Below are 25,232 nucleotides of genomic sequence, written 5' to 3'. Positions count from 1 at the left end.
AACAAATAAATAGTTTGAAAATCATTTGTTTTTTTTGACCTTAACCATCGAACCCTGCGCTACATCACCCATGAATTCTGTTTATTCCTTCCTCAGCAAATGGAAGAATCTTCTGCTTCTGTTTTGTCTATTTATACTAGCCAATGTCCTTCTGGGACAGTTTATGCCAAAAGACCACGCTTTGGACTTGATGTTTGCCTATTCTCCCGATGAAGCTTATGCCTCATTGGATCAATTGAGTGCAGAACAGCGCAGGCTGTATAGTTTTGGACTTTGGGCACTGGATATGCCCTATTTGTTAATCTATGGTCTATTCTTTTCAGGTATTTTGATAAAGCTTTGGGGCAGGAGGGGTTTTGTCTGGATTCCGATTTCCATTATGATTATGGATTTTTTTGAGAATATTTTAGCGCTGAATATCCTTTATTTTTTACCTGAACGACATGATAGTCTCGCCTTTTTAGCATCCATTTTTACTACTTCCAAATGGATTCTTGTTGGAGTTTTGGCCATTGCAGTCATTTTGGGACTGTTTTACCTGATGGTTTCCAGATTCTTTTCAAAAGAATCTTCTGTGAAGGCAGGTAATTAACAATTCCTTCACAAAGCCTTTTCGTTCATTCTTTTCTTTTTAATGAATTTTGACTAGTATTTGGAACAAGTATCAACACCAGGGTTTTTAGTCAAAATTAAACATATGAAATCGAGCTTGTCTGCCACAAGCTTGTCTGCCACAAGCAGGCCTGCCTGAGGCAGACAGGCATGACTAAAAAGTCACACACTGGAATGATTATCAAACTTGCGAGATTCCCTGTTCGAATACAGGCGGGCATCTGACCAAAAAAATCAAATTATAAACAGATGAAAGAAGAATATTTTAAATGGCATTCACAGTACCTCAACCGGGATGTTGAAATGTTGGTTTTTGGGCACGCCGGCTATCCGATCGTGCTTTTTCCAACCTCCAAGGGTTCATTTCACGAAAATCGGGATATGGGATTGATTGGTTCTGCCCATTGGTTTATCGAACAGGGATTGGTACAGATCTTTTGTCCTGAGAGCAACGATGCGCAGAGTTTCTATCACAAAGGCATCCATCCTCATCAGCGCATTCAAAATCATGTCGCTTACGATAAGATGATCTGCCACGAAATCGTAGAGCGAATTCGCCTGAATACCCCTTCTGCAAAAGTGGCTATGGCCGGTTGCAGCTTTGGAGGATATCATGCAGCCAATTTTGCCTTTCGCCATCCGGGATATGTCAGTCATATGTTCAGCATGAGCGGAGCTTTTGACATCAGGAATTTCATGGATGGATATCAGCACGATGATATTTATTACAATAGCCCACTTGAATACCTTCCCGGTCTTCAGGATCAAGAGCTTTGGAATATGAAAATTGTGTTGGGGACTTCCAATTGGGATATCTGCTATGACGCCAATATCAAACTTCATCACGTGCTGGAAGGCAGAAACATTCCGCATTGGTTTGATGTAAGACATGAGAAAAAACATGATTGGCCTGTATGGAAAGAAATGTTTCCACACTATTTATCAACTATCAAATTCAATTAAATCGGATCAATTTTAATAGACGAGGATTATGAAAAAAATCGGAATACTTTTCGGCATGGAGGATACTTTTCCTCATGCCTTTGTGGAGCGTGTAAATCAAATCGCAGGGAAAGGAATAATGGCGGAATTTGTCCAAATAGACAAAGTTGTCCAAAATAAGCTGACCGAATATGCGGTGATTATTGACCGGATTTCTCAGGATGTCCCTTTTTACAGGGCATATCTCAAAAATGCCGCACTTACCGGTACCGCGGTCATCAATAATCCATTCTGGTGGAGTGCTGACGATAAATTCTTCAACAACTGCCTGGCGGATCAATTGGGAGTTCCCCTGCCCAAGACGGTGTTACTTCCCTCTGCAAAGCATCCGGATGACACCACCGGAAAGTCATTCCGAAACTTGGTCGCTCCCCTGGATTGGGAAGGAATATTTAATTACACCGGCTTTCCTGCTTACATGAAGCCCTACGCGGGAGGGGGTTGGAAGCATGTGTACCGTTTGGAAAATAAAGAGGAGTTTTTCCAAAAACACCCCGAAACAGGGCAATTGGTCATGCTCCTTCAGGAAGAAATTCTGTTTGACGAATACTTCAGAGTGTATTGTCTGGGAGGGAAGGCTGTGAGAATTATGGAATACGAGCCACGTAATCCGCATCACCTGCGCTACGTCGTTGACAAAGCCCCCGCATCAAAGAAATTATTGAATACCGTGAAAGACTATACCATCAAGCTGTGCACCGGTTTGGGTTACGATTTCAATACGGTGGAATTTGCGGTACGGGACGGAATTCCGTATGCGATTGATTTTGGTAATCCAGCACCTGATGCCGATATTAACTCTGTAGGCCAAGCGAACTTTGACTGGGTGGTGGAAGAAGCCGCAAAAATGGCGATCGCTTACGCAAAAGCCCAAAAGCCCGGAAAGATGAACTTGACCTGGGGCACTTTTATGAAGAATTCGGTCGAAATGGCTAAGAGATTTTAAGACACAGCTTATGGCAAACGCGCAGAAAAAGCTCCCGCAATTCACCTTGGGAGTAGAAGAGGAATACATGATAATCGATCCCGTGACCCGGGATCTTCGCTCACACATGTCAAAGATAGTGGAGGGGGGAAAAATCACTTTGAAGGAACAAGTCAAGGCTGAGATGCACCAATCTGTGGTGGAGGTGGGGACAAATATCTGCCAGAATGTGGCTGAAGCTCGAAGGGAAGTATCCTTGCTGCGCAATAAGATATTTGAGCTTGCATCAGCCCAAGGCTTGGTGGTCGGGGCCTCGAGTACTCACCCGTTTGCCAAGTGGCAGGATCAAGAAATCACCGATGATCCGCGCTATCACATGATTGTCAACGAGCTAAAAGATATCGCCCGCTCCAATCTCATCTTTGGTCTGCACGTCCATGTGGGAATCGAAAACCGAGAGACTGCACTTCAGTTGATGAATCAGGCCTGCTATTTCTTACCCCATATTTATGCACTGACTACAAACTCCCCGTTTTGGGAAGGAAGGAATACGGGGTTTAAGGCATTTAGAGCAAAAGTCTTTGCAAAATTCCCGAGAACAGGCTTACCGGAATATTTTGATTCAGTCCAGTCTTACGACAATTTTCTGGAGACTTTGGTCAAGACAAATTGTATCGATAACCCAAAGAAAATCTGGTGGGACCTGCGCATGCATCCCTTCTTCAGCACCATTGAGTTTCGCATTTGTGATATGTGTCTGACAGTCGATGAGACGATCTGTATAGTGGCATTGATTCAGGCAGTGGTAGCCAAACTTTACAAGTTGCTGATGAGCAATACCAGCTTTAATATTTACAGGATTGCATTGATCAGAGAGAATAAATTCAGGGCCGCAAGAAATGGAGTTGAGGGGCTTTTGATTGATTTTGGACGAAAAATAGAAGTTCCAACCAAAGAATTGATCATGGAACTGTTGGATTTTGTGGAGGATGTGGTAGACGAATTGGGCAGCAGGGAAGAGATCAACTACGTCCACAAAATCCTTGAAAGAGGTACCGGAGCGGATCAGCAACTCGCTGTTTTTGAAAAGACAGGCAGTCTGGAGGCCGTGGTTGATTTTATTACCGGAAAGTTTACCGAAGGGATATAAGGGTTTGATTACCTTTGTGACAAACGAATCGATCAATTTATTGTGGGAAATAAAAAAGTAAATCTGGCTATTTTGGACATGTATGACGGCGAGCCCAATCAGGGAATGCGCTGCATCCGTGATATTCTATCCAGATTTTCCGTTGAAATCAGTTACAGGGAATTCGATGTCCGTGGGAAAGCCGAAATTCCCGATGTGCGGAATTTTGACATTTTCATTTCCACAGGCGGACCGGGAAATCCCACTGAAGGCGATGGTCATTGGGATCTTTTGTACAATGAGTTTTTGGATCAAATCTGGATTTGGAATCTTAACCATTCCCGGAAGAAGCAACTGTTGCTCATCTGCCATTCCTTTCAGATGGCCTGTAGGCATTTTGGTTTGGGGCAGATTACCCAACGAAAATCTACCTCTTTTGGGGTGACTACTATCCATAAGACTCCTGAGGGCATGCAGGATCCACTTTTCCTGAATTTATTGAACCCTTTTTGGGCAGTAGACTCCAGGGACTACCAGGTGGTGCAGCCAGACAAGCGAAAGTTCAAATCATTAGGCGCAAAGCTCATCGCACTGGAAAAAATACGCAATCATGTGGAATACGAGCGGGCGATTATGGCCATTCGCTTTTCGGATGAAATAGTAGGTACCCAATTTCATCCTGAAGCAGACGCAGTAAGCTTTTTAGAACATTTGAAAAAGCCGATGGTTAGGGAAAAAATCATTGAGCTTAAAGGAAAGGCAAAATTCCGAACCATGCTGGAAGACCTCGTTGACGAAAACAAAATTTACAAAACCAACGAAACCTTGATCCCGAACTTTCTGGGGCAGGCAATCCGAAAACTCCGATTGTTAAATACTCCATCGTTGATCTGATTATCCATGATTGAATCCCTCAGAAATCAATTCAATGCCAATTTTTCTCAGGAAAAATATCAGATATTTCTAGATGACATCGCCTCTGACTTCGACTATAGGCCTACATTTCGAATTGCAGAAACTCCGTTCTTCATTCCTAAAAGTCTGAAGAATCAGATTTTCGAAGCGAGTCAGCAGGTGATCGAGTTTATCAAAAGACCCGATTTCAAAGCCTTGACGCAACGATCTGTTGAGTTGAATACATCAGTTCCCGGAGAGGATGCCCACACGCAATTTTTGGCAATTGATTTTGGGGTTTGCGAAGCGGAGGGTCAAATTATTCCCAAGCTGATCGAAGTGCAGGGATTCCCTTCTATTTTCAATTTTCAGTTTAACCTTTACCGGAAGATTCTGAAATATTACCCGTTTTTAAGCAGTGTCTCCCCTTATCCGGATGGAGTGGACGACACGGTATATCTCAGTCTTTTGAAAGACGTAGTATTTGGCCGCTTTGCCCCGCATGAAGTGGTTTTGTTGGAGATCGAGCCTGAAAATCAAAACACCAAAATAGACTTTTACTACGCCCGTCGTGACTTGGGAATTCCGATTGTTTGTGTGTCTGATGTCATTAAAGAAGGGCAGCAACTTTTCTACAGAAATTCTGAAGGTGAAAAAATCAGGATCAGAAGAATCTACAACCGGGTGATTTTCGACGAGCTGAATCTCAGAAAGGATTTAAAGCTTGATTTTAGTTTTGAAGAGGAGTTGGATGTGGAGTGGGCTGGGCATCCCAATTGGTACACGCGCATTTCCAAATTTATTTTACCATACCTTCAGGGACCATATTTCATCGAGACTACCTTACTCAGTGATTTGGAATCGATCCCCGAGGACCTGGAAAATTACGTGCTTAAACCACTTTTTTCCTTTTCAGGAGCAGGTGTAATTTTCCATGTCAAGAAAGAAGACGTGGAAGCTGTCACCGACAAAGACCTGTATATTTTACAGAAAAAAGTACACTACGCTCCTGTAGTCAAATCTCCCGATGGCAACGTGAAAGTTGAAGTCCGGATGCTCTGTCTTTGGCCCGAAAAGGATGAAAGTCCGACGATTGTGGGCAATTTGGTCAGATTAAGCAGGGGAGAAATGATTGGTGTCAAATTCAACAAAGACAAGGACTGGGTAGGCGGTACCTTGGGCCTGTTTGAAAAGTAAAAAAGCCGAAATTCTCGGCTTTTCATTGTCGGACTGAGTCGAAATCTTTTTGTTTACAAGTAAAGCTACTTTTCGATTTCGCTTAATTTGATAACTAATTTAGAGTTGACCGATCATTTTTACTGTTTCCACCCTCCCGGATCTTTTCGCCACTCTTCGAGTGATTGCAGCGTTTCGGGGGTAATGTATTTCTTTTTCACAGCCATTGGCAGCAGTGCATCATAGTGACTCAGGCAGACTAATTTGATGCCTGCATCCGCGAAGTTTTTGGCTGCCACATCAAATCCGTAACTGAATATAGCAACCATACCGAGTACTTCAAATCCTGCGTTTTTGAGATCCTCTGCCGCCTTGAGCGAACTTCCTCCTGTAGACACCAAATCCTCGACGACGACAACTTTCTGTCCCGGGGTAACCTTACCCTCGATCATATTTTCCATTCCATGTCCCTTAGGCTTGGATCGAACATAAATAAAAGGGAGTCCAAGTTCATTGGCTATCAAAGCACCCTGGGGAATCCCCGCGGTAGCAACTCCTGCTATGGCCTCTACCTCCTGAAAAAAATGACTGACACTCTTCACCAAGTGATCCCGAATCAGATTTCTGACTTCAGGAAAAGAGAGTGAAAGTCTGTTGTCACAATAGATAGGTGATTTCCAGCCGGATGCCCAAGTGAAAGGTTTTTCAGGTTGAAGGCGGATCGCTTGGATTTCGAGGAGTTTGTCTGCCACTTCAGCGGCAATGCTTTGGTCTAAAATTTCCATGGGCTCAAAAATAGCAGATTCATTTGCCTTAAGATTGTACTGCCTGATTTTTTTATGCATTTTTGACCGCAACACGTTTGTTATCCAGTATCAGTTATGAAAATCTTTGTCAATGACAAGCCGGTAGAGTTGATCAGTTATGAGGAACTTGATCCTGCTAAGTCCTACGATTTTATTTTTTCAAATTTGGAGGAGTTGCCCTCGGATATCAATTGGGAGGAAGATATCCTGTTTCATGAACCCAGTCATGACACGATCATCCGCCTGCTATACCTGCTCCGGACTCGAAAAATGAAGGAATTGGATTCAATTACGCTGGTGACCAAGGACAAAAAGGCAATGAAGGACTTTATCAAGAGTCGTTTCATGATCATCAAAGCCGCGGGGGGGATTGTCTCCAAGAAGGATAAAGTCCTGATGATTTTCCGATTGGGGAAATGGGATTTTCCGAAAGGAAAATTTGATAAAGGCGAGACACCCGGTGATTGCGCCAAGCGCGAGGTAGAGGAAGAAACCAATGTAAGGGTAAAATTGGGTCCGCATATCTGTAACACCTGGCACACCTATACCCAAAATAGGAAGAGTATTTTGAAAAAGACCTATTGGTTTGCCATGGATTCGGTCAATGATTCAGCCATGAAGCCACAAGAGGAGGAAGGAATTGAAGAGATTTTATGGTTATCTGAGCCTGATGCGAAAACTGCCCTGATCAATTCCTATCCGTCTATGAGATACTTATTCAAACAATACCTCAAAAATCACATTAAGATCTAAATCGGGAAAGGAAGAAATTCACTGACATCGCCACCATAGCGGTGAACCTCCCTGATGACGGTGGAACTGATGGCTGCATATTGTGGTGAAGTGATCAAAAAGACCGTTTCCAACTCCGGGTTAAGGTAGCGGTTCATCTGACTGATGGTGTTTTCGTATTCAAAATCAGTCGTGTTTCTGAGTCCTCTGATCAAAAATTGGGCACTGTAATTTTTTGCCAGGGTAGAGGTCAATTCATTGTAAACAATCACCTTGACCCGAGGCTCATTCGTGTATACACCTTTGATTTTAGAAACCATCAGATCTATCTCAAAGTACCGGTTTTGCTTGGTGGAATTATACCCGACACCGATGATCACTTCATCAAAAAGGTTGAGACTCCGCAACACAATATCGTGATGCCCCATGGTGAATGGATCAAATGAACCGGGAAAAACAGCTATTTTTTTCATTATTAGTCGTATTGCCAATAGGTTTCTAGGACGTTTTCTGATTTGAGGTGTTTGAAACCGTGCGAATAATTTTGGTTGGCATGCGGATTTTGCAATTTGAAATTTTGAAAATAGCTTTTTCCCCAGGCCTCGGTAATTCCACTCGGTTCAGTTGCTCCAAATATGCTTACCCGGACATGGTTTCGATCGTATTTGAGCTGGTCCATGGCGATCAGGATATACTTGAGAATATCATCCTTTCCCGAAATTTCAAAAATATTGAACAGACTCAAATCCTGATCAGTAAATGAGGCAAGGTAGATGTGTGATCTGAAATAGTTCACCAATATTTCCTGACCTATAAGATTAAACCTTTCTTTGAATAAATAGGAAAGAAAGGTACAGCCACCATGATGCAGGGTAACTTCGGAAAACCGGGCATCCAGATTTTTTTTGAGTTTGGAGGAAATAAAACTAACGATCTGGAGATTGTTACTATCCAAAGGAGAGAAAAAAAACTTGGCATCCTCAGGTACTTCCTGAGCAAATTTCAGGTACTCTTTTTCTTTTCCAGGCTGAAAAAGTACTCCCGGAACTAAACTGAATCCGGACTGATGGAAGTAAAATTTGACCGGTACATCTTGTCTCAACAAAGGATCGCTACTAAAAAGGCTTTCCAAATCAGGTAATGAAAATTCATCATAATGATGGATACCTATGTTTGCCTGATTTTGATCTTTTGCAAAAATAAAGAGTGAACGGGGGTAAACAAAAAGTGATAAGCCCGATATGTCATCCACATCAAACTTATCACTTTTATAGACCTTAAGGTTGTTTTCCAAAATCCAAGGGGATTATTTCCAGTTGCCCTCGGTAGATGCGTCAGTTCTGGAACCTACTTTCAATGCTTTTTCGTTGTTGTTAGCTCTTCTTGCAGGGTTTACCGGTGATGGATCTCTGATTTCGAAGACGTTGACCAAATAACCGCCTGTCTTTTCAACTTTATCTGCGAAGAATTCAAACTGCTTTCCTCCGGAACCCGGAACAACAGGCAATAAATCAATATTGAAGTCAGGGTATTTTCTTGCGTTGAAAAGCGAATCCATTACGCCTACAGAACCCAGGGTGTCAAATTTAACGGTGATTTGTTCTGCTCCGTAGTCCAACAATTTTGTGGTTTCAGTTCGTTGTACCAACCAGATTGTTCCACCTTCAATAAACATTCTCAACGAATCCCAAGAACTTGCATATTTGCCGTTTGAAGCCTGATAGGCTAGTTGGGCATCACGCAGCATGGTGAGCTTTTCGATAGTGACGGCTTCCAGCAAAGCAATTCTTTTTTCTTCTTCCACTACGTCGTTCACACCCTTCCAAAGAAGGTATCCAAAAAACATAGCTATGATGAAGAAAACTACTGAGAGGATTTTTGTAAGATTCATTTTGATAGAGATTTAGAAATCTGATTAAGGTTGAGGTTTGTTTAACGTGCTATTTTATGGAAATATTTTCAAAATTAAAATATCCTTTCCATAATCCCAGCTCGGAAAGTGATTTAATTCCCCAAAAGACCTGATGTAAGGAATCATTTGGGATGGTATTTATTTCTGAGATGGATTTCCAGGAAATTTCGAGCAGAATTTGATTGTTAATCGAAAGCTCGGGGTCTTTTCCCAATTTCACATTGCCGTTTATCCTTTTTACCTCAAAAAAAAGTTCCATGGCATGAAGAGGAGGGTGGAGGTACTCGTGAACGAATAAGTATTTGCCTACCGCTATATGAAGATGAGTCTCTTCAAAGTATTCCCGCTTGAGGTTTTCGGTGGCTGTACTACCAAAGTTCATCCCACCACCCGGAACTGACCACAGTATTCTGCCGTTGCCCATCTGATGCTTGACCATCAGGAGTCTGTCATTTTCAATGAGGATTCCGTTGACTCGCGTGCGGAGTTGGTTTCCAAACTTTGCTTCAATTTCTTTGCTGATTTCGTCTTTTGGCATTTACATTCGTGACTATGGGTAAAGATAATCAGGCTGAGTTTAAGCCTTCGGTACTGCTTGGTAAATATTTTCCGTTTGCGCCCACGCTAGGGCAAGCCGAATTTTTTAAGCGGATGGATTTTTTTCTTTTGAAAAGAGCTGAGGAAAAACCAGTATTTGTGCTCAAAGGCTATGCAGGCACAGGTAAGACCTCGCTAACCTCTGCCTTGGTCAAAGTCTTGCCAAAAATGGAGCTGCGGTCTCTTCTTTTGGCTCCAACAGGGAGAGCCGCCAAAGTCATGAGCAATTACTCGGGGCGCGCGGCATATACCATCCACAAGATCATTTATAAGCCAAAAGGTGACCCCGGCACAATGGGAGGAGGATTTATCCTTCAAAAAAACTATTACAAAGACACCGTATTTATTGTGGATGAATCTTCCATGCTGGCAGATGATGGAGGTATGTCCGGAAATCTGCTTTGGGATTTGATTCAGTTTGTCTTTTCGGGAAAAGACAACCGACTCCTCTTAATCGGTGATACTGCCCAACTTCCGCCTGTCGGGAGCGAATACAGTCCTGCTTTGGATGCAGGATATTTACTTAGACATTATCGATTGGAAGCTGATCAGTTGGAACTCTCCGAAGTAATGCGGCAACGCTTGGAATCCGGAATTCTTTTCAATGCCACAGCCTTGAGAGATCAGCTTTTGCTCGATGAGCCGAAAGTGAAAATTCAGACAAGTACGTTTCAGGACATATTTAAAATGACCTCAGAGAGACTGGAAGAGGGACTTCGGTATGCCTATGGTAAATATGGAACTGAAAACTCAACTATCGTGACCCGCTCCAATAAGTCTGCGGTCCAATTCAATCTTTACATCAGGCAGGTCATACATTTCTATGAAGAAGAGATCAACTCAGGTGATTTGCTCATGATTGTGAAGAATAACTACACCTACATGGCCGAATCTGAAAAAGTTAATTTTTTGGCAAACGGGGATATGGTTGAGGTGATGAAGATCCGAAATTTTGAAGAGATGTATGGACTTAGATTTGCGACTTTGGAGCTCAGACTGTTGGATTATCCCGAAGAACCTTTTTTCGAAGCCAAAGTCATTCTTGATACACTTTACTCCCCCAGTCCTTCACTGTCGAGAGAGCAATACAGAAGCCTCTATGATCAGGTTTCCCAAGATTATGCAGATGTAGCCAATAAGACGGAACGGATGGAATTGATCCGGAAAGACCCCTATTTGAATGCCTTGCAAATCAAGTTTGCCTACGCGTTGACCTGTCACAAGGCGCAAGGAGGGCAATGGAAAGCTGTATTTGTAGATCAGGGATATCTGAATGATGAGCAAGTGGATCGGGATTTTGTCAGATGGCTCTACACAGCCATTACGAGAGCCACAGAAGAGTTGTATTTAGTGAATTTTTCGCCTACATTTTTTGTAAAACCAGCGGGCAAGACCCCTGAGTAATGGTTTTTGCATTTGTTCACAATATTTAACGCGGAGGAACTTTTATATTGGCATGTTATTTTCACATTTGGAATCAAATCATGCAGCTTTGCGTTGCTTTGATACGAAAAGAAAAATTGAAATATTTGAAAATCAATATTTATAACCAATCATGAAAAAACTAGGATTTCTACTGACACTGTTTGCATTTGCACTTGTATTTCATGCCAATGCACAAGATCAAGCTTCCGGGCCGGTGATTACTTTCAAAGAAACCTCCATTGATTTTGGTGATATCGTACAAGGAGCCAAAGTGGAACACACCTTTGTTCTGACCAATTCAGGCACAGCTCCTTTGGTGATTTCCAATGTGGCCGCTACTTGTGGATGTACTGTCCCAAGCTGGCCAAAAGAGCCTGTGGCTCCAGGTAAATCAGCTGAAATCAAGGTTTCTTTTAATTCTACCGGAAAAATGGGAAAACAAAATTCGGTGGTGAGAATCTACTCCAATGCCTCCGAGCCGATTGAAAAAGTTTCGCTAATCTCCAATGTCCTGCCAAAGACAAATTGATTCCCTCGATTTGAAAACGATTGAACCTGTCCTATTGGGCAGGTTTTTTTTTGCCCGAGCTGTTTAAATGCCCTCACCGTTTTTGTTGCATTTGAAATGCTATGATGAGCGGACAACACACAGGGGGATGCCCCCCGATATCAGGGCTATCGGGGATTAGGACATTCTCCCGATGAAAGATCGGGACAGGCTATCTGACCGCTAAAAAACAATTATATACAGATGAAATCAGTTCAACAGGTTGAAGGAATCATATTTTTTGGAAATCTGAAAATATCAATAAAAGACAAGCATAACTTGATTGCTATGATAGTCAGTTTTTTAGGGGTAAACTGGAGCGAAGAGAAGCAGAAAATGAACTGTTTTTGACTTTCATGTTTTCTTCTATTTAAATTGACTTCAGCAACCTCTCACCACTGCCTATTTTTCATGAATCAGACAAAATCAAAAGTCACCATGGGTCAGGTCTTCAAGACCATTATTTGGCCAAGACGAAAGCACTTATTTTTGGGGCTATTTCTGATAATCATCAGCCGACTAGCGAGTCTAGTCCTGCCTGGGGCGAGTAAATACCTCATTGATGACGTAATTCCGAGCAATGACCTGAATATGCTCAAGTGGCTAATCATAGCCGTGGTTGTGGCGATCATCATCCAGTCAGTCACTTCCTACAGCCTCACGCAAATCCTGAGTGTAGAGGCTCAACACCTCATCGCCAAGCTTCGGTCTCAGGTACAGAAGCATATTATCAAGCTTCCAATCCGATACTTTGACAATGCCAAAACAGGTGAGTTGGTCTCACGGATCATGACCGATGTAGAGGGGGTAAGAAATCTGGTTGGGACGGGATTTGCCCAAATGGTGGGAGGGGTTCTCACGGCAGTGATTTCGCTCTTTCTCTTGATTAATATCAGTCCGATGATGACACTTTATGTGCTGCTTCCGGTGGTTGTTTTTGGATTGGTGTCCCTGAAAGCTTTCGGGAAAATCCGTCCGATCTTCAGAGAACGGGGAAAAATCAATGCGCAGGTCACCGGCAGACTCACCGAAACGCTTGGAGGAATCCGGGTGATCAAAGGATTCAATGCAGAAGCCCAAGAGATAAAAACGTTTGAAAGAGGCGTAGATGAGCTATTCCAAAATGTAAAGGCAAGTCTCACAGCAACAAGTTTTGTGACTTCTGCAGGGGCACTCCTCTTGGGCTTGGCTTCTGCCGGCATCATGGGAATCGGAGGCTACATGATTATGGAAGGGGAGATGACTTTCGGGGATTTCCTGGCATTTACCCTTTACCTGGGCTTTATGATTGCCCCCATAGTTCAAATGTCCAATATCGGCAGTCAGCTGACAGAGGCTTTTGCCGGTTTGGATCGGACGGAGGAAATCATGAATACACCTCTGGAAGCAGACGATCGCAAGCGAACTCAAGTATTGGATAAAATCGTCGGTGATGTGGAATTTAGAGATGTTTCTTTTGCCTATGAGTCCGGAAAGGAAGTAGTAAAAGGAATCAACTTCAAAGCTCCCGCTGGGTCAGTGACTGCATTAGTGGGGACATCAGGCTCGGGCAAAACAACCATTGCGGGTCTTGCGGCCACTTTTTTAAATCCAGATTCGGGCCAAATCCTCCTTGATGGTCATGATCTTCAATCTGTCACCTTAGACTCCTTCCGTTCTCAGTTGGGGGTTGTTTTGCAGGATGACTTTCTTTTTGAAGGGACAATTCGGGAAAATATTCTCTTTCCACGGCCTGAAGCCACGGAGGAGGAAGTCCAGAAAGCGGTGAAGGCTGCGCATGTACAGGAGTTTTCCGACAGATTTGAGAAGGGATTGGATACGCTGATCGGGGAGCGTGGCGTAAAGCTTTCGGGGGGGCAAAGGCAACGGATAGCAATTGCAAGAGCAATCCTGGCAGACCCAAGAATATTGATTTTGGATGAAGCTACCTCCAATCTGGATACGGAATCAGAAACCCTGATCCAGGCAAGTCTGAAAGAATTGATGAAAGGAAGAACCACCTTTGTGATTGCGCACCGATTAAGTACAATTCGGCAGGCAGATCAGATCTTAGTTATTGAGCAGGGCAAAATCGTGGAGCGGGGAATGCATGACCAACTCATCGAATCAAAGGGAAGATATTATCAACTCTATACCTATCAGGCAAGAATTTAGCCTTTCTTCTATTTATTTGTTTTAATTCTTCCAGAAATCCCCAAACTTTATTTTGTATTTCAACAAGATATAACTACATTTTGGTGTAATGATTTTTAACATATGATCCATATATGAATCTGATTATTGCGGGAGCAAATAAATTGGGCGAATACATAGCAAATAACTTTTCACAATTTCGACTCCGGCATGAATTGCTTGGATTTGTTGACGATAATCCCAAGTTACATGGAAAAGAGTTTGCAGGGCATCCTGTGTTGGGGTCGATAGAGGCTGTGTTGGCCCATGAAAAAATCGCTCTGGTATTGGCTGTTGAGAGCCCGTCCGAAAAAATCGAAATCGTGCGGAGGTTGCTTTATCACCCCTCCATAGATTTCCCCAACTTGTTTTCCAGTGATTCATGGATTTCCCGGGATTGTATTTTTGGAAAAGGGAATCTGATATTGGAAGGCAGTCTCATTAATTTTGGGACCATGATTGGAAACTTCAATCTGATCGGGGAAAATTGTTCGATTGGACATGAATCTGTCATCAGCAACTATTGCTATTTGGATCAAGCTGTAAATTTTGGTGGCTACAGTTTTTTGGAGGATGAAGGTAAAATCGGAAAAGAAGTAACGATTTCCCATGGTGTCAGAATCGGGCGGGATTGTGAAATAGCTTCAGGGGCACGAGTGGATGAGGATCTTCCCCCCGAATCCCGGGTTAAAAAGTAAGTCCTTTACTATTTGACTGGGAATGAAACATAAAACGTCGATCCCATTCCTACTTTACTGGCAAACCAGATTTCCCCATTTAATTTTTTTGTCAATTCCTTGACAATATTTAATCCCAAGCCCGTCCCCTTGATATTTCCTACATTTTTTGCCCTATAGAATGATCCAAAAATATGCTCGTGGTCTTCTTTTGGAATTCCCATACCATAATCCTTGATGGTAACTTCAAAGTAATTTCCACGGAATACCAAGTGAACCTCCGGTTCTAATGCATTCTCGGAGTATTTCAGCGCATTCAAAATAAGGTTTCTGAAAATATGGGTCAATAGACTTGGGTCTGACTGAATGATTTTATCCACTTCCGGCCCAGAATAGTTAACTCTTCGCCGATCAAGATTTTCATGATTGATAACGTCCACTACTTCCTTAAGAAAACTGGAAATTTGGATTTTTTTTCGCAGGATTTTACTGTCGATTTGGATACTTTTTTCCAATAGGAGTACGTCGCTGGTGATGTTTGTCAGGCGGTTGGTCTGTGCTATTATTTTTTTAAGGTGATTTTGAATTCTTTCCTTAATCTCTGGGCCAAAGTCTTTCTGCAAAAGAATTTCTATCAGCATGGTACTGCTGAGAATCGTGGCAAGCGGTGTTCTGAACTCATGCGAAGCCATGGATACAAACCTGGACTTGAGTTGATTCAATTCCTTCTCTTTAAATGCTGTGTCTTTAAATTTCTTCAGTGATAGTTCACGGTCTGTGACATCTTTTCCGATGGCAAAAATTGCCTGAATAGTACCCGCTGCGGTGTAGATCGGTTTAAACTGAAATTCAATCAGATATTTTTGTTTGGTAATTGAGGTGATCAAAGGAATCACCATTTTCTGATTGGGTTTCATCAGCGGCAGGGAAGGGAAATTTTCCATTACGCTGTTGATTTTTTTTCCGATAAAATCTGAAACTTCAATTTCAAGCATACTTTCCAGCGACTGAGAAACATATTCCAAGACCATTTCGGAATCTGTCAAAATCAAAATATCCTCAGAGTTTTCAACAAACAACTGAAGGATCTCTTCCTCAGTGATTCCGGAGGATATGATTTTCTTTATTGAATTTTTGGAAGAGGTATTCAAAATATGGGCGTATGAATGATTAAGAAAGAAAGATAATACGACAAATTACAACGATTTCGGAGGTAATTTAACAGCCCAGCCTTGGCTATCGATTCGAAATTAGGTTGCTTGAGTTTGTTTCCAAAATTAGGGTAGTACCGTACGTTTACTTTTGTCTGCACCTTGATTGCATTTGTAAATCATTCGCTCTTCAAACCTGAAATTCTTGGGACAAGTTCTTTAAATTGGAGCATGAAAAAAATACTGATTGTCGAAGACGAAGAAGAACTTGCCCACAACATCAGTGAGATTCTTTCCAATTTGGATTATAAAGTAGCTGCAATAGTAGACAATGCTAAAAGTGCGCTAGACTTTTTGGAAGAACATGAAGTGGACCTCGTATTGATGGATATTTTGATCCATGGAGATTTGGATGGGATAGATTTGGCCTACAAGATTCGTGAAAAGTATAATCTCCCGATTGTATTCAGTACTGCCTATTCAGGGACGGAATATTTGGAGCGGATATCTTCAGAAATCCATGAGGGATATTTACTGAAGCCATTTACCCTGGACAGCCTAAAAACAGCTGTTTTCTTTGGATTGAAGCGTCATGAGGAAAAATCGGGAAAAGAAAAAAAGCCAAAAGGTTCGCTTAAAATCATGGATAAGGGATACCTCGTGCCCGTCCCGCATTCGGAGATTGTGTACTTAAAGGCCGACGGACTCTATACCAAGGTGTATACCAAAGCGAAATCCTACATCGTGCGGGATATTTTAAAAGGCTTCGAAGAAAAATTACCCCCAGCGCAATTTCTCAGAGTGCACAAGTCCTTCTTGGTCAATACGGCTTACATCGCATCATTCAATGCCAAAAAGGTAAACTTGGGAGAAACGAGTATTCCAATCCGTCGGGGATTGTACAAGGAATTAATTGAAAAATTGAATGTGTAATGCTAGCTTTGTGATAAAATACTTAATTATGGGTAAATAAAGCATTTTATAATCCTTGAAATCATTAATCGGATAAAATTGGAAGCTATGAAGAAGTTTAAAGTGTTGATGATTGAGGATAACCCGGGGGATGTGCTTTTGACATCAGAAGCGCTCAAAGAAAGTAAATTTGTGGTAGACATTGAGGTCATTAATAATGGAAAAGAGGGTGTTGACTTTTTGTTCCAAAGAGGTGATTTTCAAACTAGTATCCGTCCCGACTTGGTCTTGCTGGATATCAATTTACCACTCAAAACCGGACATCAGGTGCTGCAGGAAATCAAGGCAAATCCTTCCACTCGAGATATCCCGGTGATTATGCTCACGACCTCTTCTATTCAAGATGATATATTGACTAGCTACCAAGAGCAGGCGAGCTGTTACATTGTAAAGCCTTCTGAAGCACATCAATACGTGGAGTTTATTCAGGTATTTGATAGGTTCTGCGGGACTTTGGCAGATTGATTTTAGGCTTTTGTCTTTTCACACCATTCCACTGATGGGACTACCTTCAAGAAGAGATTTTTTAAAGACAAGCGCGCTTTCAGTATTCAGCATGGCTATTCCTGAGCCAGTCTTGGGTCTTTTTTCGGGACGGAAAAAAATAAAATTGGGGCTTATTTCCGATCTGCATGCAGATATAATCCACGACGGAGAATTGAGACTGCAAGCCTTTTTGATGGAGATGCAAAAAGAAAAACCCAATGCGCTGATTCAAATGGGTGATTTCGCAATTCCAAAATCCGAAAATTCCCAACTCATCCTCAGATTCAATTCTGCAAATCCCAGCTCATTCCATGTGATTGGAAACCATGATATGGATGAGGGATTTTCCAAAGAAGAGGTGGTAAAAGCTTATGGGATGCCGGCACTTTACTATGCGGTAGACCTTGAGTCCATCAAAATGATTGTATTGGACGGAAATGATCCGGGCTCTTTAAATAAACAGGGTGGATACGATTCTTACATCGGCCCAAGCCAGCAAGCTTGGCTACTGCAGGAGCTGGAAATGGCCGATAAGCCGGTATTGATTGTTTCTCACCAGCCTATCGCCGGAATTTACACCATCGACAACGCACTTGAAATCCAGGAAATCCTGAGCCGATTTGCTTCAAAGATCCTGCTCGCCATCAACGGACACGCCCATGTGGATCAGCACGTTTTGCTTGGGGGAGTGAATTATGTGCACATCAATTCCGCCTCCTATTATTGGGTGGGGGAGAAATTGGCGCACGAAAGTCTTTCTGCAGAGATTCATCAAACTAATCCTTCGCTCAAGTTTACTTGCCCTTATTTGGATCCGCTTTTCGCCTTGTTGACTATTGATCCCAAGCTTGGAAAAATTTCCGTTCAAGGCCGAAAATCAAAATGGATAGGCCCATCCCCATTGGAATTGGGGTATTCGATCCTGAATGAAGCGGAACAGCAGCGCTTTGTAAATCCAAAAATCAGTAATCGAAAGATCGATTGAGCTAGGCGGGTTTGGGCTTTTTGTTTTTTGTCCCCAAAGTGAGCAATACAATCGTCAGCAGAATGAACAGCGTACCCAGCCAATCCATCGGTCCAAAGTAGATCCCCAGCCAAACCACAGCCACTCCGGCGGCAGCCAAAGGCTCGACACTGCAGAGTAAGCTTGCGGTGGTTGCTCCGATGATCGTGACAGATTTCAGGAAAAAGTAAAAGGCAAGTACGCTTCCAAAAAGAATAATGTATGCAAAAGCCAAAGTGGCTTCCATATCCCAAATTCCCTGCATTTCCCAAGGCTGAGTAAAGGGGGAAAATGCAATTCCTCCAACGAGCATTCCCCAGCCGGTGATGGTGGCCGGTGAATAAGTGCGGAGTAAGCCTACAGGCTGAATGGTGTAAAATGCCAAAGCAACAGCTGACAAAAATCCCCAAAATAATGCGGCTTCGGAAATCACCAAAGTGTCAAATGAACCATGCGTCACCAACAGGAAGATCCCGACCAAGGCCAGGGCTAATGATGCATATTCCACAAAAATCGGCCAGCGTCTGTGCTTGATGGCATAAAATGCGACGACAAATAAGGGTCCTGTGTATTGCAAAATCGTGGCTGTGGCCGCATTGGAAAGGGAAATGCTGTAAAAATACGTGTATTGGACCGCTACCATTCCCAAAATGCTAAACAGGAGCAACTTGATCACGTCCATCGGCTTTTTCCAGATCCGGAAGGTGTCGGGATCTTTTTTGCTCATGGAAAACAGCACCAAAATAAATCCGGCCAGCAGCATTCTCCAGCAGACCAACCACCCGGGATCGAAGCCTTTCTGCTCAAAAAGAAACTGCGCACAGGTCCCCGAAATCCCCCAAAATATGGCTGATCCGATAGCCATGATCAAGCCGGGAATTTTCTGATATTTGGTAGGTATGGACATGGTGGGTGGAGGCGGTCAATCGATTTGCGAAGATATTGGCTATTTTTAGATTTCAGTTTCGCTATGGGGAAAATCAACTTTTATCATTCCCCCCAAGAGTTGGAGTAAAGCACCTTTATATGACCTTGAATTTTAGACTTGCCTCTCCCTCAGATTCGGAATCGCTTTGGGAAATCATCGAACCGATCATCCGGGAGGGGAGTACGTATGTTTTTTATCCTGATTCCTCCCGGGAGAAAATGCTGGGATACTGGATGGATGCCGACAAGGTAACGTATGTGGCTGAAGAGAATGGGGAGCTGGTCGGGACATTTTACCTCAAAGCCAATCAAGCGGATCGGGGATCCCATGTCGTGAATGCCGGCTATATGGTATCTCCACTAGTTGCCGGCAGAGGAATCGGTAAAGCCATGGCCGAATTTTCCTTTTTGGAAGCTAAGCGAATGGGCTTCCATGCTATGCAGTTTAACTATGTACTGAAAAGCAATGTAGCGGCAGTCAGGCTATGGCAAAAGCTCGGGTTTGAGCTCGTCGGAGAGATTCCGGAGGCGTTTTCCCATCCAAAAACAGGCCTGAGCAGTGTCTTGGTCATGTATCGGAAGCTTTGAAAGGACAAGACACCAGGGAAAGAGACAAGAGGCAAGAACCAAAAGGTAAGGCGCAATTATCAATGTTCAATAAATGGTGTTCGGGTAAAAAAATAACACATGGTTCTATCCTTTTAACTTGATCATTGAATTTGAAAATTGTGCATTGAATATGCGGTTTCCTTTGTAGCTCTGATCATTCGGAGTTAATTTCCACTTTCAATTCCTAATTCTTAAATCTTTATGCTCTCAAACCAAAAACCCGTTTGGATGGGTGTGGCCCTGATTTTTTCGGTCCTGTCTGTTCAAGCTCAAACCAAGCTTCAGCTTTCTTCCTTTGAAAACAACAGGGGAAGTTGGTCTGAAGTAACCAAAGTATGGGCAGATCCGCTTCAACCCAATCAGGTACTGCTTTCTGAAGGAAAAGGAAGCATCCTCCTCAACGCCCCAGATAAGAAAAAACCCGGAACTGACATCGTCTCCAGGGAAAAATTCGGAGATGCCGAAGTGACCCTGGTTTACATGATGGCTCCCGGCTCCAACTCCGGCCTGTACCTGCAGGGGCAATACGAAATCCAACTGCTCGACAGCTGGTCCAAAGCAGAAGTCAAAGCCGGAGACAACGGCGGTATTTATGAGCGTTGGGACGAAAGCAAGCCCGATGGGCAAAAGGGCTATCAAGGCTATGCTCCTCGTCAAAATGCCAGCAAGGCTCCTGGAGTTTGGCAGACTTTGAACGTGCAATTCAAAGCACCGAGATTTTCCCCGTCAGGAGACAAAATAGAAAATGCACGGATCGTGTCTGCTACCTTGAATGGGGTGACAATCCACGAGGATGTGGAGCTTTTTGGACCGACAAGAGGAGCTATGGCAGGAGGAGAAGTGGCAGAAGGGCCGATTCGGATCCAGGGAGATCACGGGCCGATAGCCATCAAGTCTCTGGAAGTAAAGCCATTTGACAGGCCTGCGCCTGAATTTAAGTCGATTTCCTATCAAGTCTTCCCTGGCTCTTATACTGAATTACCTAATGAAAGTACCCTGAAAGCTTCCTCTTCAGGAAAAATCGCGAGTTTTGATGAGTTTGTCGCAGGACTGACCACTTCCTCACTGAGCAAATTTGATGGGACGATCTCCGTGCAAAAAGCCGGAAATTACACCTTCCGAATGGCCGTGCCAAGCAATGGACTGGGCGCCATTCAGATTGGGGATGCTTCAGAGCCCATGCAGCTGAGGCAGGGAATGATCCTCGCTGCAAAAGCACTTCAGCCGGGAGAAGTTCCCTTTGTGATTTGGGTTTCCAAGCCCACTGACTGGACAGCACAGGGATTTTACCTGACCGCAAATTCAGACGCGATGTGGCAAAAGACCTACAGCGAACCTGCCGGAATGGATTTTTGGGCGAGCGATCCGATCCTGGTGGACACCCGCGAGACTCCCGTTCTTCGCTCCTTTATCGAGTTGCCCAACAGGCAGAAAGTTTCGCACGGCATATCGGTTTCCTCCAAGTCGGGTTCGCATTTCTCCTATGATCTGAATACCAATCAGCTACTCCGGGTCTGGAGAGGGGGATTCCTCGATGCGACTCCGATGTGGAATGACCGCGGAAACGGAGTTTCTAGACCCTTGGGAGCGGTTACCGATTTGAGTCTGAATACCCCATTGCTTCATAACCCTGATTTTAGCCCGGTTTCCAAGGAATGGCAGGCCAAAGGCTATCAGGTTTTGGGAGATGGTGGGGTGAGTTTTTCCTCTAAATCCGCTGATGGAATGGAGTTGAAAGATCAGATTCAGGTGAAAGCTGACGGAAAGGGAATTGATCGCAGCGTGTCGCTTTCGGGAAATTCCGCACCGATGATGATCCGTGTGGCACCAGGAAAAATTCTTACTCCTGTTTCTGACACCTTGTACTGGATCGAGGACTCCGGACTTTTTCTCCAGATGAAAGTCTCCGGGCAAAAACCTCAAGTGGGTGCAGAGGGGATCTTTTTACCCATCACCTCGGCCTTGAATTATAGTCTCCTGTTTTAATTTTTATAAGAAAGAAAAGATATGTTTCGGTTGAATTATAAGTTGAAATCATTGACGCTGAGTGCGATCGCACTGGGAATGAGCCTTTCTTTGATTGCTCAGGAGTCACCCAAAGAAGAGGATTTTTTCAAAATCCTCAAAGTGCCCGCACCGGAAGGAACCTTATTGGAAGTCGGCGGACTGGCCATGCTTCCAAACGGAAGTTTGGGCGTATCTACCCGTAGGGGGGATGTATTTATCGTGGACAATCCCACTTCCCAGCGGCCCTATTTCCGGAAGTTTGCCTCGGGCCTGCACGAAATCCTCGGACTGGCTTACCACGAGGGATCGCTCTACATGGTGCAGCGGGGGGAATTGACCCGGCTGACCGATCTGAATTCTGATGGCAAAGCGGATTGGTATGAGACAGTCGCAAGCTGGCCACTATCCGCCCACTACCATGAGTACAGCTTTGGACCCAAAATCACCCCTGATGGTGCATTTATCGTCACGACCAATGTCGCCTTTGGCGATCAGGAATGGTGGAGAGGGGAGAGTCGTGTTCCCTACAGAGGATGGACCCTGAAGATCTATCCTGACGGAAAAATAGAACCCTATGCCACCGGCATGCGCTCTCCCGCAGGTCCGGGAGTCCTGAACGGAGAAGTGTTCTACACCGAAAACCAGGGCGACTACATGGGTTCGGGCGGATTGTGGCATTTGGAAAAGGGGGACTTTTCCGGTCATCCTGCCGGACTCAGCTGGTCAGAATTGCCCAATTCCCCGGTGAAGATGACTGCGGCCCAGTTTAATGCAGTAGTCGATCCGATGAAAAATAAGGATGCCAACGGTCGCTTTATCAAGCCTGAAAACGAGGTAAATACCTCCTTTATCACCTTGGCTGAAGCCAAGAAACTTCTTCCTTCCATCAAGCTTCCCGCGGTGTGGCTGCCTCACGGGATCCACGGCATTTCCAATTCCGAGCCGATTGTGATTCCTGAGGGCTATTGGGGGCCTTTTGGAGGGCAGATTCTGGTCGGGGATCAGGGCCAAAGTAAGATCATGCGGATCATGCTGGAGAAAGTAAACGGCGTCTATCAGGGCGCTTCGATTGACTTCAGAAGCGGTTTCCAGTCCGGAGTTTTGCGGATGGTATTTGCAGAGGATCAATCACTTTTTGTGGGCGAAACCAACCGGGGTTGGGGTTCGGCCGGTGATGCCAATGAAGGCTTGCAGCGCTTGGTTTGGAATCGGGAGGCGCCGTTTGAAATGCGTACAGTGAAAGCGAAGCCGGATGGTTTTGAGATTGAGTTTACCAAGCCGGTGGATAAGAAGTCAGCGGAGGATTTGACTTCCTATATGATTTCGAGCTTTACCTATAAGTATTTTCCGGTCTATGGAAGTCCGCCTGTGAAGGCCAGGGAGCATGAGATCTTGGGTGTGGAGGTTTCCGAAGACGGGAGAAAAGTGCGGGTAGCCATCAGTGATCCACAGCAGTATCACGTCCACCGCATCAGCCTATTGGGCATTCGCGAAGCCGTTAATTCCCATGAATTGGTGCATTCCGATGCGTACTACACCTTGAATGAGATCCCTTCCGGAGATAAAATGCTGATCAAGCCCAAGCCTGTAGTGGCAGCAGCTCCTGCGGCAAAGTCACCTGCCCCACCAAAAGCAGCCGCCACGCCAGCCAAACCTGCTGCTCCGGCCATTCCCACCGAAACTGAAATCAAGGCCCTGCTGACCAAAAACACCTGCACGGCCTGTCATCAGAAAGACAAGAAGCAGGTGGGTCCTGCCTATGTGGATGTGGCCAAGCGGAACTATACTCCCGAGAAAATCGTGGAGCTGATCTACAATCCCAAGCCGGAAAACTGGCCGGATTATGCGACACCGATGGCCCCGATGCCTCAGGTACCGCGGGAGGAAGCCCTGAAGATTGCAAGATGGATTAATTCATTGAAGTGAAAAGAAAAAAACCGGAGTGATCGCTTCGGTTTTTTTTGTGGGGAAGGTGGACCTCATAGAATCGGTCCTGAATATTCATGGAATAGATCAAGAGCGCCTTATTTCAATTTGAAGGGTTAGAATTTGCTGTTTTCTAAGGTCAATAGAGGAATGCAAAGCAAGAATTGCATTTAGAAAAGGTTTTTTTAAATTCATCCTTAAACTTTTTCAGACCATGAAAACGATTTTTATCAGGAACGCTGAAATTAAAATGAAGCCTGTCGCTTTGTTGGAATTTCCGTTTGACCAGCAACTGATCGATCTGGTGAGGACAATTCCCGGGTCAGCATGGCAGCCGGACTTAAGAGCATGGGCAATTCCCTATTCAGATGAACTGATCAGTCAATTACTTCCACTATTCAGGGGAAAAGCCTGGCTGGACTATACGGAATTCAAACGGGTAAAAGTGGAACTTAAACCTGCGCCAATTTCGCTACCGGAACTATCCGAAAAGCTAGTCGGAGAAATCGGAAAATTTTCAGACTGGATGCGCAATCTGCGGTATTCCGAATCCACTATAAAAAACTACAGTCAGGGAATTGGATTGTTTTTCAGATTTATGGGAAACAAAAATCCCGAACTAATTACCAATGAGGACTTGGAACTATTCAATAAAGATTATATCATTAGTAATAAATACTCGGCATCGTTTCAGTCGGGGGTGATCAATGCAGTCAAACTCTTTTTTTCAAACCGGCTAAATCGAAAACTGGAACCAGCACTGATCGAACGACCGAAGCAACCGAGGATTCTGCCACATGTACTAAGCAAAGAAGAAGTGAAAGCCATCTTACAAGCCCACCAAAATATCAAGCATCGCGCCATGCTGAGCCTGATTTATGCCTGTGGGCTTAGAAGGAGTGAATTGTTAAACCTGAAAATTAATGATATCGATTCCAAACGGGGAACAGTAAGAATTCACCGAGGCAAAGGAGCCAAGGATCGAGTCGTTCCGATCAGTGAAAAAATACTGGAATTGCTGCGGGAATACTATAAATACGATTATCCAAAAGAGTATTTGTTTGAGGGAGAAAAATTGGGGGAGAAATACAGCGAAGGAAGTATTCAAAAGGTACTCAAATCGGCATTAGTAAAAGCAAAAATAAGGAAGCCGGTAACACTTCATTGGTTAAGACATTCATACGCCACGCATCTTTTAGAAAGTGGTACTGACCTTCGGTTTATTCAGGAATTATTGGGACATAATTCGAGTAAAACAACTGAAATCTACACCCACGTCAGTCAAAAGAGTCTTCAAAAGATCAAAAGTCCATTTGATGATCTTTAGAAAATAACATAGCAAAAAGGTGCATCTATGCAGCCATAATTGGTCAATAAAAATACCAAAGGTGCACAAATAAACAAGTTGAACTAAACCGACTGCGTCGGCAGTCCATTTCAAAGCAGGACGTATTGTTCTCATTTTGAGGCATAAAGCTTATTTTTATTCCATGTTTCATTCTAAATCTTAATCAATCATGGAAAAAAAAGCCTCAGACAGCGTAT

25 protein-coding genes are annotated in these 25,232 nt (G+C 43.8%); 18 read left to right on the top strand and 7 right to left on the bottom strand.

Features of this window, described 5'->3' with window-relative positions:
- Positions 1–70: 70 nt before the first annotated feature.
- From Q8M62_RS18130 to Q8M62_RS18105, 6 genes are all read left to right on the top strand, one after another.
- Positions 71–592 carry a hypothetical protein gene (locus Q8M62_RS18130; RefSeq protein ID WP_304901190.1) on the top strand — a complete coding sequence of 174 codons (522 nt, stop codon included), beginning with the start codon at positions 71–73 and terminating at the stop codon, positions 590–592.
- Between the two features lie 269 nt (positions 593–861).
- Positions 862–1,575: an esterase family protein gene (locus Q8M62_RS18125; RefSeq protein ID WP_304901189.1), complete on the top strand. Its 714-nt coding sequence runs from the start codon at positions 862–864 to the stop codon at positions 1,573–1,575.
- A 28-nt stretch (positions 1,576–1,603) separates the two neighbouring features.
- Complete coding sequence (locus Q8M62_RS18120; protein ID WP_304901188.1) at positions 1,604–2,560, top strand: RimK family alpha-L-glutamate ligase; 957 nt, start codon at positions 1,604–1,606, stop codon at positions 2,558–2,560.
- A gap of 10 nt (positions 2,561–2,570) precedes the next feature.
- Positions 2,571–3,689: a carboxylate-amine ligase gene (locus Q8M62_RS18115; RefSeq protein ID WP_304901187.1), complete on the top strand. Its 1,119-nt coding sequence runs from the start codon at positions 2,571–2,573 to the stop codon at positions 3,687–3,689.
- Between the two features lie 42 nt (positions 3,690–3,731).
- Positions 3,732–4,562 (top strand): type 1 glutamine amidotransferase, encoded by an 831-nt coding sequence (locus tag Q8M62_RS18110; RefSeq protein WP_370690562.1) that lies wholly within the window; start codon positions 3,732–3,734, stop codon positions 4,560–4,562.
- Between the two features lie 6 nt (positions 4,563–4,568).
- On the top strand, positions 4,569–5,759 hold the full coding sequence (locus Q8M62_RS18105; protein ID WP_304901186.1) for a hypothetical protein: 1,191 nt from the start codon (positions 4,569–4,571) through the stop codon (positions 5,757–5,759).
- Positions 5,760–5,878: 119 nt separating this feature from the next.
- On the opposite strand, the gene pyrE is transcribed toward Q8M62_RS18105, so the two are convergent.
- Positions 5,879–6,523 carry an orotate phosphoribosyltransferase gene (gene pyrE, locus Q8M62_RS18100; RefSeq protein ID WP_304901310.1) on the bottom strand — a complete coding sequence of 215 codons (645 nt, stop codon included), beginning with the start codon at positions 6,521–6,523 and terminating at the stop codon, positions 5,879–5,881.
- A gap of 96 nt (positions 6,524–6,619) precedes the next feature.
- Between pyrE and Q8M62_RS18095 the strand changes: the two genes are divergently transcribed.
- Positions 6,620–7,297 (top strand): NUDIX hydrolase, encoded by a 678-nt coding sequence (locus Q8M62_RS18095; RefSeq protein WP_304901185.1) that lies wholly within the window; start codon positions 6,620–6,622, stop codon positions 7,295–7,297.
- Here the strand turns inward: Q8M62_RS18095 and coaD are convergent.
- The 4 genes from coaD to Q8M62_RS18075 are packed head-to-tail and all read right to left on the bottom strand — an operon-like array spanning position 7,294 to position 9,726.
- The gene (gene coaD, locus Q8M62_RS18090) at positions 7,294–7,749 is read right to left on the bottom strand and encodes a pantetheine-phosphate adenylyltransferase (protein ID WP_092734231.1); all 456 of its coding nucleotides are present in this window, start codon (positions 7,747–7,749) and stop codon (positions 7,294–7,296) included. The genes Q8M62_RS18095 and coaD overlap by 4 nt on opposite strands.
- Positions 7,750–7,751: 2 nt before the next feature.
- A complete protein-coding gene (locus tag Q8M62_RS18085) occupies positions 7,752–8,570 on the bottom strand; it encodes a DUF3822 family protein (protein ID WP_304901184.1) in 819 nt (272 codons plus the stop codon).
- A 12-nt stretch (positions 8,571–8,582) separates the two neighbouring features.
- A complete protein-coding gene (locus Q8M62_RS18080) occupies positions 8,583–9,167 on the bottom strand; it encodes a hypothetical protein (protein ID WP_304901183.1) in 585 nt (194 codons plus the stop codon).
- Between the two features lie 49 nt (positions 9,168–9,216).
- Positions 9,217–9,726: an NUDIX domain-containing protein gene (locus Q8M62_RS18075; protein WP_304901182.1), complete on the bottom strand. Its 510-nt coding sequence runs from the start codon at positions 9,724–9,726 to the stop codon at positions 9,217–9,219.
- A gap of 14 nt (positions 9,727–9,740) precedes the next feature.
- On the opposite strand from Q8M62_RS18075, the gene Q8M62_RS18070 reads away from it, so the two are divergent.
- From Q8M62_RS18070 to Q8M62_RS18055, 4 genes are all read left to right on the top strand, one after another.
- Positions 9,741–11,189 (top strand): ATP-dependent RecD-like DNA helicase, encoded by a 1,449-nt coding sequence (locus tag Q8M62_RS18070; RefSeq protein ID WP_304901181.1) that lies wholly within the window; start codon positions 9,741–9,743, stop codon positions 11,187–11,189.
- A gap of 151 nt (positions 11,190–11,340) precedes the next feature.
- Positions 11,341–11,739, top strand: a complete 399-nt coding sequence (locus Q8M62_RS18065; RefSeq protein WP_304901180.1) for a DUF1573 domain-containing protein — start codon at positions 11,341–11,343, stop codon at positions 11,737–11,739.
- 429 nt (positions 11,740–12,168) lie between these two features.
- Entirely contained in the window at positions 12,169–13,911 is a 1,743-nt protein-coding gene (locus tag Q8M62_RS18060; RefSeq protein ID WP_304901179.1) for an ABC transporter ATP-binding protein, read from the top strand.
- Positions 13,912–14,024: 113 nt separating this feature from the next.
- A complete protein-coding gene (locus tag Q8M62_RS18055; protein ID WP_304901178.1) occupies positions 14,025–14,627 on the top strand; it encodes a hypothetical protein in 603 nt (200 codons plus the stop codon).
- Between the two features lie 8 nt (positions 14,628–14,635).
- Here Q8M62_RS18055 and Q8M62_RS18050 read toward each other — a convergent pair whose 3' ends face one another.
- Positions 14,636–15,757: a PAS domain-containing sensor histidine kinase gene (locus Q8M62_RS18050; RefSeq protein WP_304901177.1), complete on the bottom strand. Its 1,122-nt coding sequence runs from the start codon at positions 15,755–15,757 to the stop codon at positions 14,636–14,638.
- A 231-nt stretch (positions 15,758–15,988) separates the two neighbouring features.
- Here Q8M62_RS18050 and Q8M62_RS18045 point away from each other — a divergent pair, with 231 nt between their 5' ends.
- From Q8M62_RS18045 to Q8M62_RS18035, 3 genes are all read left to right on the top strand, one after another.
- Positions 15,989–16,690, top strand: a complete 702-nt coding sequence (locus Q8M62_RS18045; protein ID WP_304901176.1) for a LytTR family DNA-binding domain-containing protein — start codon at positions 15,989–15,991, stop codon at positions 16,688–16,690.
- Positions 16,691–16,777: 87 nt separating this feature from the next.
- Entirely contained in the window at positions 16,778–17,194 is a 417-nt protein-coding gene (locus Q8M62_RS18040) for a response regulator (protein ID WP_304901175.1), read from the top strand.
- Positions 17,195–17,228: 34 nt separating this feature from the next.
- Positions 17,229–18,200 (top strand): metallophosphoesterase, encoded by a 972-nt coding sequence (locus Q8M62_RS18035; protein ID WP_304901174.1) that lies wholly within the window; start codon positions 17,229–17,231, stop codon positions 18,198–18,200.
- 1 nt (position 18,201) lies between these two features.
- On the opposite strand, the gene Q8M62_RS18030 is transcribed toward Q8M62_RS18035, so the two are convergent.
- Positions 18,202–19,125 carry a DMT family transporter gene (locus Q8M62_RS18030; RefSeq protein WP_304901173.1) on the bottom strand — a complete coding sequence of 308 codons (924 nt, stop codon included), beginning with the start codon at positions 19,123–19,125 and terminating at the stop codon, positions 18,202–18,204.
- Positions 19,126–19,244: 119 nt separating this feature from the next.
- On the opposite strand from Q8M62_RS18030, the gene Q8M62_RS18025 reads away from it, so the two are divergent.
- From Q8M62_RS18025 to xerA, 4 genes are all read left to right on the top strand, one after another.
- Entirely contained in the window at positions 19,245–19,733 is a 489-nt protein-coding gene (locus Q8M62_RS18025) for a GNAT family N-acetyltransferase (RefSeq protein WP_304901172.1), read from the top strand.
- Between the two features lie 222 nt (positions 19,734–19,955).
- Entirely contained in the window at positions 19,956–21,740 is a 1,785-nt protein-coding gene (locus tag Q8M62_RS18020; RefSeq protein ID WP_304901171.1) for a DUF1080 domain-containing protein, read from the top strand.
- A gap of 21 nt (positions 21,741–21,761) precedes the next feature.
- Positions 21,762–23,687, top strand: coding sequence for a c-type cytochrome (locus tag Q8M62_RS18015; protein WP_304901170.1), 1,926 nt, complete (start codon positions 21,762–21,764; stop codon positions 23,685–23,687).
- Between the two features lie 214 nt (positions 23,688–23,901).
- Positions 23,902–25,014, top strand: coding sequence for a site-specific tyrosine recombinase/integron integrase (gene xerA, locus Q8M62_RS18010; RefSeq protein ID WP_304901169.1), 1,113 nt, complete (start codon positions 23,902–23,904; stop codon positions 25,012–25,014).
- Positions 25,015–25,232: the final 218 nt, after the last annotated feature.

The organism is Algoriphagus sp. (genome assembly GCF_030694375.1).
GTDB lineage: Bacteria > Bacteroidota > Bacteroidia > Cytophagales > Cyclobacteriaceae > Algoriphagus.
This window is presented reverse-complemented; position numbering and strand designations above follow the sequence as displayed.